At 39.6% G+C, this 11,495-nt stretch carries 9 protein-coding genes; 3 read left to right on the top strand and 6 right to left on the bottom strand.

Translation table 11 applies throughout. The annotated features are described in order from the left end of the window. The 4 genes from V7K60_RS00775 to V7K60_RS00760 all read right to left on the bottom strand — a co-directional run. Positions 1 to 818: tetratricopeptide repeat protein (locus V7K60_RS00775; RefSeq protein WP_334922142.1), on the bottom strand; the 818-nt coding region annotated here is incomplete at its 3' end. Beyond that, positions 815 to 1,573: a hypothetical protein gene (locus tag V7K60_RS00770; RefSeq protein WP_334922140.1), complete on the bottom strand. Its 759-nt coding sequence runs from the start codon at positions 1,571 to 1,573 to the stop codon at positions 815 to 817. The genes V7K60_RS00775 and V7K60_RS00770, both read right to left, overlap by 4 nt. Further along, positions 1,570 to 2,070: a hypothetical protein gene (locus V7K60_RS00765; protein WP_334922138.1), complete on the bottom strand. Its 501-nt coding sequence runs from the start codon at positions 2,068 to 2,070 to the stop codon at positions 1,570 to 1,572. Before V7K60_RS00765 ends, V7K60_RS00770 begins: the two co-directional genes overlap by 4 nt. Positions 2,071 to 2,394: 324 nt before the next feature. After that, entirely contained in the window at positions 2,395 to 2,562 is a 168-nt protein-coding gene (locus tag V7K60_RS00760; RefSeq protein WP_334922137.1) for a hypothetical protein, read from the bottom strand. A 180-nt stretch (positions 2,563 to 2,742) separates the two neighbouring features. Between V7K60_RS00760 and V7K60_RS00755 the strand changes: the two genes are divergently transcribed. The 3 genes from V7K60_RS00755 (at position 2,743) to V7K60_RS00745 (ending at position 6,560) form a co-directional block, all read left to right on the top strand. Further along, positions 2,743 to 3,096 (top strand): hypothetical protein, encoded by a 354-nt coding sequence (locus V7K60_RS00755; RefSeq protein WP_334922135.1) that lies wholly within the window; start codon positions 2,743 to 2,745, stop codon positions 3,094 to 3,096. Between the two features lie 564 nt (positions 3,097 to 3,660). After that, positions 3,661 to 5,013, top strand: a complete 1,353-nt coding sequence (locus V7K60_RS00750) for a histidine phosphatase family protein (RefSeq protein WP_334922133.1) — start codon at positions 3,661 to 3,663, stop codon at positions 5,011 to 5,013. A 218-nt stretch (positions 5,014 to 5,231) separates the two neighbouring features. After that, positions 5,232 to 6,560, top strand: coding sequence for a dihydroorotase (locus tag V7K60_RS00745; RefSeq protein ID WP_334922131.1), 1,329 nt, complete (start codon positions 5,232 to 5,234; stop codon positions 6,558 to 6,560). Positions 6,561 to 6,682: 122 nt separating this feature from the next. Here V7K60_RS00745 and V7K60_RS00740 read toward each other — a convergent pair whose 3' ends face one another. Next, positions 6,683 to 7,774: a hybrid sensor histidine kinase/response regulator gene (locus V7K60_RS00740; RefSeq protein ID WP_334922129.1), complete on the bottom strand. Its 1,092-nt coding sequence runs from the start codon at positions 7,772 to 7,774 to the stop codon at positions 6,683 to 6,685. A 283-nt stretch (positions 7,775 to 8,057) separates the two neighbouring features. Continuing rightward, complete coding sequence (locus V7K60_RS00735) at positions 8,058 to 11,417, bottom strand: PAS domain S-box protein (protein WP_334922127.1); 3,360 nt, start codon at positions 11,415 to 11,417, stop codon at positions 8,058 to 8,060. Positions 11,418 to 11,495: the final 78 nt, after the last annotated feature.

The raw sequence follows: 11,495 nt of genomic DNA, 5'->3' as shown, positions 1-11,495 counted from the left end.
ACATCGCCGATTGCTATTAATGTATTAGCTTCACCCAAGCGAGAACCTGTGTCGCGGTAGAATGCCAATGCTGCTTCGTAGCGCTCTAAGGCTTCGCTGCGTCGGTCTAGGAACTGCAAGACATCGCCGATTGCTTTTAATGTATTAGCTTCACCCAAGCGATCGCCTATCTCGCGGTAGAATGCCAATGCTGCTTCGTAGCGCTCTAAGGCTTCTGTTGCTTGATAAACTCGAAACTTTGCTTTACCTGCCCAAAAATAAACTTCTGCTTTAGCTGGAGTTGCCACTTGCGCTGCTGCAATCTGTTCTAATAATGCTGTAATCAGCGATTCTAGCTCGGCAACACGAAAATTATTGTCCCACTTTTGGGCTAAATCCCAAAGCTCACTGCCTTCCCACTCCCGGTCAACTACAATCAAGTGATACAGCCATTCAATTTGAGTTTCTGGCTCAGGATTGGTGCTGCCAAAATACTCAACTGCCCGTTGCGACAACGTGATAAACTCATCCCGACGTTCAAGACGCAGATGTTTTAACATCAGATTTCGCGTCAAATCATGAACATTATGCCCTCTATCAGGAAACTTTTCCACAAAAGGTAAAGCTTGCAATTCTGTATAAAGCTGAGATGATTGTGTTTGCAATTCTGGGCGCAGTGCTGCCAAAATCTCTGCATTAAACCAGTGTGGCACTACCCCCGCCCATGCCGCCGCAGCTAACTCAGGCGAAAGTGTCGAAAGCAAACTTTCCGTGACAATCCAAGAGCGTTCCTCATCTGTTTGTGCCTTTGCCAGCCTTTGCAATAACTCACTATTCATTGCTGTTTGCTTTTTAGGGCTTGTAAGGTTTTATCAATCTCCTGAGGTTGTCCTTTGAGTATCAACATCGCCATGTTTACCTCATCTCGATTGAAAGGCAGTTTTTTGTTTTGGCTGTACTCATACCACGCCTCTCTATCTAAAATGGCTTCCAAGCAACAACAGTGATGTAAATCCATCCACTCAATTGTCGGTTGAGGAATCTGCTGCCCAGCAATTACTACAATTAACTTGGGTGTATCAACAACATCTGCTAAAAATTCTCCCCCTAACCAGTTTGCCAGTTCGGTAGCGGCTTTTTCGTAAGAATCAAACAAAAAAACTAATGTTTGAGGAATTTTTCGCAAGTCCTGAAAAAATGCTTCTCGTAGTTCAGTCAAGCGAAAATTGCGTGTAGATTCATCCACATTAGACAAAACTACGCTCAATTGATTATCGTTGCCAGTCATCCTAGTGTCAGAGACTTCTATCCCCGATTTAAGATATTGCCCAACAGCAGCGTTTAAAGAAGGAAAACTTTTTTCTCCTAAACGCTTGCGTACACAAGAAAAGATATAGGGAATTCCTCGCTGTGCTGTTTTGAGATCGACTGGTACAGATAATATATTTCTAGGCAGACTATGCTGAAACAGTGCCAGTAACTGAGTCTTACCTAAACCAGATTTAGCTTCAATCAGTAGCACCCGTTTGCCAAAGCTTCCCTGCACCATCTGGTTGAAAAGTCGAAGTTCCTCTGTGCGATTGGCAATAATCATGGATTCGGCAGATTATTTTGTTGGGGAGAAGCGGGAGGATTAGCATCGTCTGTCACAGAAAACTCTTGGTTTTCACCGTCTATCTGAGTATTTTCTACCCAAACATCTCCTTTAGTAACTCTTGCTTTATTTCCCTTCCCTGTCATCCGTGTTCCTCTAACAACAGTTCCCGGATTTGTACCTGGCTGAGGGGGAGTTGGTTGTGAAGACTGTCTACCCCAAACGTTACCGAAGATAAGTTGGAGAATATTAACTAAAAAGGCTCCCACCAAGGCAGCACCAATCATTTGAACCAAGCCTCTGACACTTGATGTTTTCGCAACTTCTCCAGACAACCATGCCCAAATTCCTGACAAGAGAGCAAGTTCAATTACTACAGCAGTAACCAAGAACCAGCTACCCCGAAAGGTTCTTAGTGGGGGTAATTGATTAATCAGATACCCAGAAACGACACCGATAAATGCAGCTACTAAAATTTGTAAAAGCTCATTTGGCATAGCAAAACAAACTAATTCGGTTGCGATTCTGCTTAATTAGGCTGAATTTACTATACACCCTGAATAGTTAACGGCATACTGAATATCTAGATTAGTATCGCTGGCATTGAGAAAGCGTCTGTTTGTTAGCGATATCTACAATGGGCTACGCTGACGCAATCTTAGCGCTTTCTGTGGTGAGTGCAGTTGGCGTAGCCCGCCGTAGGCATCGCTCTAGTGCGACTGTTAAATATCCTTAATTTAATGCTGGCATATCTCAACGAACTTAACTGCGATCGCTGTTCAATTAATACTGTGCTAGTTTAAGAAAAATAGTGCAAATACTTAATCAGTATGACCAGTGCGATCGCTATCCTGTGACACTGATGATAAAACTAGTAAACGACTAAAGAAGGGAATGCGGTTGTACCTGTTGGCATCCCTGGTTTCATCCTGGCATATCTCAACGAACTTAACTGTGCGATCGCTAAGAAACTGAACCAGATAATCCAACTTCCTAAAGAGATGCCATTCGTTATAAGTTGTTAATGCCTAAAACAGCAATCCATCATTGACACGCTAAGTATATACGCAATAAAATTATTATAGTTGAACCTAACGATAGAGTTAATCAAAATATTTTTCCCAGAGAATAAGAGACAAGCAATATTAAAAATAATTTGGATTAAACAAATGAACGCCAAAATTATTGCTTTTTTGGGGATTACGGCAGCCTTTGCAAGCTTAGGAAGCCAAGTCTACGCTCAATCACCAGCATCAAACTCAAATCCCGGACAATACAGATTAACTGGTGATTCTCTAGTTGGAATTGAGCGGAAAACAGCCCAAGATGACTTTAGAAGTTTTTTTGAGCAAACTAATCCAGCAAGTCTTTCCAACAATAATAGAAGAGACAATAAAGCTCCAGCCCAAATCCGTTTTAACGAATCATTATCACAGCCAGACACTTCAGTTTTCTTAACACCGGCTCAGTCAGGCAGTGACAATGATGGATTGCAAGTACAGTTAGATATACGGAGAGAATAATCAGGTATAAAGGCTGACGCTATAGTTTTAATTAATTTTGCGTTTTCCTAAATCCTTGCTAATAGTCTGCTAAGTTTAAATTAGTAAGGTCAACAAGTTCGTAGTAAAGACTTTAGTCTTTAATTTTCTAAGCACTAAAATGCTTACTACAAACTTTTCATTACTAGCTTAGACAAAGTACTAAGCTAGTAATTCCTAAATTGTGCCTACATCATTTTCACTCTTACTATTTTTACTTAAATCAAAACAGCTTTATAGCGGTTATCGCTTGGGTGAAGTACAGTTTTGACCTCACTTCCATTCCTCTCTCCTACAAGGAGAGAGGCTTTGAATCTTACTCCCCAACGCTAGTAGGGAAGGGGTTGGGGGTTAGGTCTGTATTGGACTCAACTGCAAACCGCTATATTACAAAATATCATTCATACAACGGCAGTTTTAGCCAATCATTCTGCTTCCTCTAACAGAATAAAGTTTTGTACCTGACTCAATCCGCCTTCCTGAGTCGATAATTATGCAATCGTTTTGCAGTAAAATTAATCGTCAAGATAAGAGGAGGGCTTTGAGATGACTCGTGTCATCATTGTGCGCCACGGTCAAAGCGGTTATAACACCGAGCGGCGTATCCAAGGACGCACTGATGCGTCAACATTAACCGAAAAAGGTCGTAACGATGCCAGTCTAGTAGGCAAAGCCCTCAGCAATATCTTATTTAATGCGATTTACAGCAGTCCCTTACAACGAGCGAAACATACAGCAGATATTATCCATAGTGAGTTAGCTACTCAGGCTAAACAATCTGCTGTAGTTCAAGTTTCTGATTTGCTGCTAGAAATCGACCTGCCTTTATGGGAAGCATTGCTGACTTCCCAAGTCAAGCAAAACTTTGCCGAAGACTACCGCACTTGGCATCAAAACCCCGACGAACTGCGGATGCTGCTTAATGATGCAGAAAGAACGAGAGAACATTATCCCGTTCTTGCTTTATACGAACAAGCACGGCAGTTTTGGCAAGAAATTTTGTCTCAACATCAAGGCGAAACTATTCTCATTGTGGGACACAACGGAATTAATCGCGCCTTGATTAGCACAGCGTTAGGAATCCCTCCCAGTCGTTACCACTCAATACAACAATCTAACTGTGGCATCACCGTATTAAATTTTGCTGGAGGATTGGGCGAACCAGTCCAGCTAGAATCCTTAAATCAAACGCAACACACCGGAGAAACTCTACCTTCATTGCGACCGGATCATCAAGGAGTACGATTGTTACTAGTGCGTCACGGTGAAACAGACTGGAATCGCCAAACCAGGTTTCAAGGGCAAATTGATGTCCCCCTCAACGACAACGGTAGACAACAGTCACAAAAAGCAAGCGAATTTCTCCAAGAAGTAGCAATTGATAATGCTTGCAGTAGCACAATGCTGCGCCCTAAAGAAACAGCAGAGATTATTTTAAAACAACATCCTAATGTCAAGTTAGAATTGCAAGATGGTTTAAGAGAAATCAGTCATGGTCTCTGGGAAGGAAAATTAGAAACAGAGATAGAGCAAGAGTTTCCGGGAGAATTGCAGCGATGGCGGCTAATACCAACGCAAGTCCAAATGCCTGAAGGGGAGAATTTGCAACAGGTGTGGGAGCGCAGCGTTGCAGCTTGGCAATCAATTCTGCAAGCAGCATCAAATAATCAGTTCAAAACTGTATTAGTAGTAGCTCATGACGCTACTAACAAAACCTTGCTTTGTCACATTCTGGGTTTATCGCTGGAAAACTTCTGGAGTTTTCGCCAGGGTAACGGTGCAGTCAGTGTTATCGACTACCCTGCTGGAATCGATGGTTTACCAGTACTGCAAGCGATGAACATCACCTATCACTTTGGTGGAGGCGTACTAGATAAAACAGCAGCGGGGGCATTGTGAGTGCTGAGTTAGGAGTGCTGAGTTAGGAGTGAGGAGTGATGACTGAAGAACAAATAACTCATAAGTAGCTAGACGTAAATAAATTAAAGTTTTTAGTAAGGACTTTAGTCTTAATAATCCTTGCTTTGAGCGATGAATCGCTCACTACGAACTAGGATTTTACTTTATGTTTAATTATGCTTACCTACTTAACTTCTAACTCATAACTAAAAACTTTTATGACTGAACTGCTGCAAAAAGTACGAGTGATTGACCCTGTTTCTGAAATCGACGAACTCTTTGATGTGCTGATTGCTGATGGTTATATCCGAGAAGTGGCTTCGCACATTTCTGATATCAGTTCCGATACTCAAATCAGAGATTGTCAGGGATTAGTTCTCGGCCCTGGATTAGTGGATTTATACAGCCACTCTGGTGAACCTGGCTTTGAAGAACGAGAAACCCTCTTGTCTTTCTTACAAGCTGCTGCTGCTGGCGGCTTTACCAGAGTTAGCATTTTACCCGATACATCCCCAGTTATTGATAACCCTGCGCTTGTGGCACAGTTGCAGCAGAAAAGGGCAGAGGGGCACAAAAGCAGAGGAGCAGAGAAGAATTTGTCCCCCCTGCTCCCACTTCGGCAAAGCTCAGTGACCACCTGCTCCCCTGCTCCCCTGCTTCATATCTGGGGTGCTATCACCGTAGATATTGCTGGGAAGCAGATGACGGAATTGGCAGATTTAGCGTCTGCTGGAGTTGTTGGTTTTACTGATGGTAAACCTTTAGAAAATTTGGCGCTGGTGCGGAGAGTGTTAGAGTATCTCCAGCCATTGGGTAAACCAGTAGCATTTTGGCCTAGCGATCGCCAGTTAACAGCGAATGGTGTCATGAGAGAAGGGACAAATGCTCTCCGTTTTGGCTTACCCCCAATACCTGCCAGTGCTGAAACTACTGCGATCGCAGCAATGCTTGAATTGGTTGCAACCATCGGCACACCAGTCCATATCATGCGTATCTCCACAGCTCGCAGCGTGGAATTAATCGCCTCAGCTAAAGCAGCTGGTTTACCTATCACCGCCAGCACCACCTGGATGCACCTTTTACTTGATACCAAAGCAGTTAAGAGTTATCACACCAGCTTGCATTTAGACCCGCCTTTAGGTAATCCCAGTGATATGGCGGCGTTACGTGCAGGGGTATGTACGGGTGTAATCGATGCGATCGCTATCGATCACACACCCTACAGCTACGAAGAAAAAGTCCAAGCCTTTGCCGAAGCACCTGCTGGGGCAATTGGTTTAGAGCTAGCATTACCTTTACTGTGGCAATATCTCGTTGAAACTGAGGAATTTACAGCTTTAGAATTATGGCGGGCATTGAGTACCAATCCAGCAGAGTGTTTGGGGCAAAAAGTAAGTGCGATCATACCTCATCAACCAGCAGAACTTACTTTATTTGATCCCCAGCAAACCTGGAAAGTCGAACGTAAAAGTCTTTATACACTTTCACAAAATACACCTTGGTTAGGACAACAATTGAAGGGTCATGTTGTGCAAACCTGGTGTTGAAAAAGCGTACTTAAAACTAAGGAATATAACTAATCCCCTAAAATATTCAATAGATTTCCTTACTCTCTAAATTACTATTTTGCAAATTTCTATTTTACTGTAGTTATATTTGTAATCATCCCCTAGCAAGGCAAACTAACACTTACAGTAGTTCCTTTTTCAGGAATGCTAGCAATTGTAAATTCACCACCATATAATTTAACTATATGCTGAACAATAGCCAGCCCTAAGCCAGAGCCTTGTTGTTCCCATAACTTTCGATTAAATTGTATAAAAGCTCCAATTTTCTTAATCTCTTCAATTGCCATACCTTTGCCATTATCAATTACATATAAATTAAATTTATTACCTTTTATCTTACTCATAACTTGAATTTCGCTGTTTGGTAAAGAAAATTTAAAAGCATTCTCAAGTAATTCTTCAATAAGAATACTCAAATTTTCTTGTGATAATTGTACCGTAGATTCTTGGATATCTAGCTTTAAATCTTTTTGTCTAAAGTTTTCTGTAGCTTTTTTGAAAGCGACTTCACTAATAATTTTCTCAGCAAGACATTTATCTCTTTGTTCTTGGATTTTACGGACTTTTTCAGGATTTTTGGCTATTAATTCCAGATTAGTATATAATAAAAATCTTTTAACTAATGCATTCAAGCGATTGGCAGATGTGTAAATTAATTCTGCAATTTCGACTTCTTCAGAAGCAGGTATGATGCGACAATTTTCTATTAACAACTGTGACATACCGAGAATACCATTTAAAGGAGTATTCAGTTCGTGAGGTAGTGAGTGAGCAATATTCATTCTGAGTTCGTCTAGTTTGGCTTGAGCTTGGCGCTCAACCAAGGCGTGTTTGTTAAGACGAGAAGCGATCGCATTGAGTAGTTCTTCAGGAGTAAATGGTTTAGTCAAATAATCATCAGCCCCAAAATCCATTCCTTGACGAAAATCTGAACGCTCTGATTTAGCAGTAACAAATATTAAAGGAATATTGATAGTTGCTTCATTTTGACGTAAAGCAGACAGCACGCTATAGCCGTCTAATTCAGGCATCATAATGTCACAGATAATTAAATCTGGCAATTTTGCTTGAGCAATTTCTAATCCAATCTTACCGTTTGCAGCTATCAAAGTTTCAAAATCAGAAAGTTGTAAAATTTCTTCAATGTTTCCCCTTACTTGGGGTTCATCTTCTATAATTAAAATTGTGTTCATCTCTGATTAGTAAAGATAAAAAAATCAGTTTTAGTATTTTTGTAATGTCTAGAGACGCAGTAAATACAGTTGCTAGAACAGATTATCCAGCTTAACAAACTTCGGTGGGTTTAAGTCCCCGGCTATAAGAAAAGCCGCAAGTATGTAAGTCTTGTTCTAAATCCCCGTTACAAAACTGTACTTCCGACTTCTGACTTCCAACTTCCGACTTATTTAATGATTTGCTAATCTACATTAAATTCTAAATAATCTGCCGTAGTTTATTGTTCCCTAAAATTATTTACTAATAACACATTAAATATTTTTCATTGAGGAAGCCACTTATCATTAGTGGCAGTTCTACCCTAAATGTCGTACCTACTCCGACCTGGCTAGTGAAGGTAATTCTTCCTCTATGAAGGTCTATACAATTGTTGACTATTGCCAAACCTAATCCAGTTCCTGGCGTATTACCAACATTACTAGCTCGGTAGAATGGTTCAAATAAATTCTGTTGATCCTCTGGTAAAATACCAATACCCTCATCTTGAATTAGAAAAACTGCGCTTTCATCTTGAACTAATAAATCAATTTGAAGATTGCTACCATCTGGTGAGTATTTGACAGCGTTTGAAAGCAAATTGCTCAGTATTTGTCGCAAAAGCTTCTTGTCTATACAAGCCATAAAGCGATCATCTGTTGATGAATTACCTAAGTATTGGGGAGAAAAAGCTAGAGTATGCTTGGGAGAACTGAGTTGAATTTCCTCTACCAAAGAACGACAGAAATTAATTAAATTAATACAAATTGGTTCAAACGCCAATTTTCCAGCTTCAGCCTTATTAATTAGCAAAATATCATCTAATAGTTGAGTAGTGTGTTGAACATAAGTCTGAATGCACTGGAGATGTTTATGCTTTTGTTGTTCATCTAGTTTATGACTAAAACTTTTTAAGATTCCAGCAGAGGAAGCAATCACAGCTAAAGGAGTTCGGAACTCGTGGGAGGTCATAGAAATGAAACGAGATTTCAACTCACTGAGTTCTTTTTCTTTTACTAAAGCTTTACAAATATTTTCTTCAGCTTGTTTGCGTTCGCGTAGCGCAGCTTGCTGTTCGCGTATATCTTTAACTACACCGATCACGTAAATGGGTTTACCAATCGGATCTCGAATTAGAGAAACCGTTAGATTTATCCAAATTACATCAGCATTTTTATGTAAATAGCGCTTTTCAATGGAGAATGTTTCTAGCTTTCCTGCTATTAATTTTTGCAACTGATTTAGATGGATTTGTATATCCTCTGGATGTGTGATATCTCTAAAGTTTTTCTTTAGTATTTCTTCTTGGCTATAGCCTAAAATTTCACACAACTTTTGATTAGCTTTAAGAAAATGACCATCTAAAGTTTCTAGTTTAATTCCCACAGCTGCTTGATTAAAAATAGCTCTAAGTTCTGCCTCACTTTGTTGTAAGTCTAAAGTGCGTTGCTTAACCCTGACTTCTAAATCTTGATTGAGTTTTTGTAGAGCTTCTTGCGCTCGTTGCCTTTGCAATTCAGCAGATGCTCTGGCTGCAAATACTTTGAGAATTCCTTCAAATTTATGTTGGTCAGGTATGGGTTTGTCATTTACTATGCATAATGAGCCAATTGGTTGACCAAAATCATCACTCAAAATAACTCCCATATAACTTTCAGCTTCCATAGCAGCTAATCTTTTAGCATTAGGAAAGAGTTGCTGAATTCTCGAACTACAGTGGTAAAATCTTTGCTTGAGCAAAATTTCACATGGAGTTGATTTTGGGTTATAGCAAATATTGGGTTGTAACTGCCCATCAGACCAAAATCCTAAAGTGTGAGCTTGCCCATCAATTAACTCAGTTACTAAGGTGTTACGGACATCTAAAGTAGAAGAAATATGCTCAACTAATGCTGGAAAAAAGTCACGTCCAGTCGTAGAAGCTGTACTTTTTATCAAACTTTGTAAGGCTATTTCAGCTTGTTTGCGTTTTGTAATATCGATTCCGATTGCAACAGCAGCTGTATTTTGTTGATATTTTTGAGCGACGAGCAAATAATTGCATATCTTACCATTGATTTGGGTATCAATAACCTTAGAATCTGCTACATCTTGCCTAGCTAAAAATTCACGCATAAATTCTGTAAATTGCGGACTATTTTCCATAAAGCCCAATTCTTGACCAACAAAAGCATCAGGAGTCAAGTTAAAACTTTCAGCTAAATGGTGATTAACCCCTAAATAATATCCATCAGAATTTACCCAAGAAACAAACCCAGGTACTGCATCTAAAACCGTTTGTAATTGCTCTTTTGCTTGTTGCAGATTTTTTTCTGCTCGTTTGTATTCTGTAATATCCTCAGAAATACACAACAGGTATTCGGGTTGTTGATCTTTGTCATACAAAGGAATTTTAGTCGTGTGTAAAATTCTTCTACCAAAACTGGGGCTGTCAATAGGTTCTTCAGAGATATCTTGAGGTACACTGCTAGCAAAAGTTTCTAGGTCTTTTTGGCATAAAGAGTCTGCTTGTTCTTTTGGGAATAATTCGTAATCTGTTTTGCCAATAGCCTGCTCTGCTGTAATGCCAAAAATATTTTCGCAGGTATGATTCCAAAGCTTGAATGTCCCAAAACTTTCTGGTTTAGCATCTTTAACAAAGACGGCTACAGGCAGATTATTAATCATCGATTGTAAAAAGTTGCGAGTCTGCTGGAGTTCCTCTTGTGCTTTTCGGCTTTCAGTAATGTCAATACCTGTACAGACGATATAATCAACTTGATTATCAGGGTTAAGTAAAACCTTATTTGACCAAGAAATTAGGTGGCGATTGCTATCCTTAGTAACTAAAGAAGTTTCGTAACGTTGAGGAAATTCTCTATCGGCTAAATTTTGAAAAATATCTTTGATACGTTTTGTTGTTTCAGGTAATAGCAGGACATCCCAAATAAATTTTCCTTTAACTTCATCAAATGTGTAACCCGTGGCTTGTTCGCAAGTATGGTTAAAGCGAACAATTTTTCCCTGAAAATCTAATACAATAACTAAAGCATCTGCTAGATTCAAAACAGCAGAAACAAAATTACGCTCCAATCGCAATTCTGCCTCTATTTTCTGGCGTTCTACAAGTTTAACTCGTGTATGATTGTAAAGTTCGGCTTGTAGAATAGAAACTGCCAGCAGACTGGTAGGAGTAACTAATCCAATTAATTCTCCTTGATCGCCAACAATAGGCAGATGGCAAATCCGATTTTGTCTCAGCAAATGTAACGCCGTAAAAACATCTTTAAAATCTTTTAACCTCAATGTTATTAACTCTCTGGTCATTACTTGGGCAACACTGATACCCTCTATATTTTTACCTTGCGCTGTCAGCTTAATTAAATCTCTTTGCGTAATTATCCCCACCAAGTGCGAGTTTTCTATAACTAAAACACAACTAGTGGCTTGAGATGTATTGCTAGCTATATTTTTACCTGAGTTTGTCAAACAATTGCTATCTTTGATTGGCAAGCTATGATGATTACCTAATGCTTCATTGATTAGTGCAATCACATCTGGAAGCATAACCTCAGAGCTAACAACAAGAGGATGACGAATGATAGTCTGTTGTAAATTATCAGAAATGAGAGAGTTAATGAACATTATGTATAGATGCCTGGAATAAAATTATCTCTAAAAAAGATGTAAGTAATATTTTTGCTTATAATAAATCAAAAAGCA

The organism is Nostoc sp., assembly GCF_036917555.1.
In the GTDB taxonomy this organism is placed as follows: domain Bacteria; phylum Cyanobacteriota; class Cyanobacteriia; order Cyanobacteriales; family Nostocaceae; genus Nostoc.
The sequence above is the reverse complement of the archived record's forward strand: the minus strand, read 5'-3'. Positions and strand labels throughout refer to the sequence as shown.

What these genes read in the sequence shown, in the direction of transcription:
- V7K60_RS00755 (WP_334922135.1), top strand. Translation starts at nt 2,743, where the DNA reads ATGAACGCCAAAATTATTGCTTTTTTGGGGATTACGGCAGCCTTTGCA.
- V7K60_RS00770 (WP_334922140.1), bottom strand. Translation starts at nt 1,573, where the DNA reads ATGATTATTGCCAATCGCACAGAGGAACTTCGACTTTTCAACCAGATG.
- V7K60_RS00735 (WP_334922127.1), bottom strand. Translation starts at nt 11,417, where the DNA reads ATGTTCATTAACTCTCTCATTTCTGATAATTTACAACAGACTATCATT.
- V7K60_RS00765 (WP_334922138.1), bottom strand. Translation starts at nt 2,070, where the DNA reads ATGCCAAATGAGCTTTTACAAATTTTAGTAGCTGCATTTATCGGTGTC.
- V7K60_RS00740 (WP_334922129.1), bottom strand. Translation starts at nt 7,774, where the DNA reads ATGAACACAATTTTAATTATAGAAGATGAACCCCAAGTAAGGGGAAAC.
- V7K60_RS00745 (WP_334922131.1), top strand. Translation starts at nt 5,232, where the DNA reads ATGACTGAACTGCTGCAAAAAGTACGAGTGATTGACCCTGTTTCTGAA.
- V7K60_RS00750 (WP_334922133.1), top strand. Translation starts at nt 3,661, where the DNA reads ATGACTCGTGTCATCATTGTGCGCCACGGTCAAAGCGGTTATAACACC.